A 379-nucleotide genomic window follows, 5' to 3' on the forward strand; every position below is an offset into this window, starting at 1 on the left:
CCTGAAAGCGGGCGAATTCCTCTGCGCTCCGCCGCCAGCGGGCGTAGATATGCAGCCCCGCGTCGCCGGGCTGCGGATGAAACAGCCCGCCCGGTATTCCGACCAGCAGCTCGCGGAGAATGCGGCCGCGTTCGCCATAGAGGCGCGTCATGCGCCGGATATGGCGGGCATATACGCCGAGCGACATGAAGCGGGCCAGCGCCCGCTGCTCCAGCAGTCCGGCGGGAAGCGGCTCGTACAGCGCCTTCGCGGCTACCGTTGGCGCAACCAGAGACGGCGGAAGGACCGCGTAGCCGAGACGAAGCCCGGCGAACATCGTGTTGGAGAAGGAGCCAATGTACACGACCCGCTCCTCCCGGTCCAGCGCCTTCAGCGGCTC

At 68.1% G+C, this 379-nt stretch carries 1 pseudogene; it reads right to left on the minus strand.

Going from position 1 to position 379, the window contains the following annotated elements:
• Nucleotides 1-379 (minus strand): annotated as a pseudogene (locus tag L692_RS32820) (PLP-dependent aminotransferase family protein); the annotation flags it as partial.

It is taken from the genome of Paenibacillus forsythiae T98 (genome assembly GCF_000520735.1).
Lineage (GTDB): Bacteria > Bacillota > Bacilli > Paenibacillales > Paenibacillaceae > Paenibacillus_AQ > Paenibacillus_AQ forsythiae.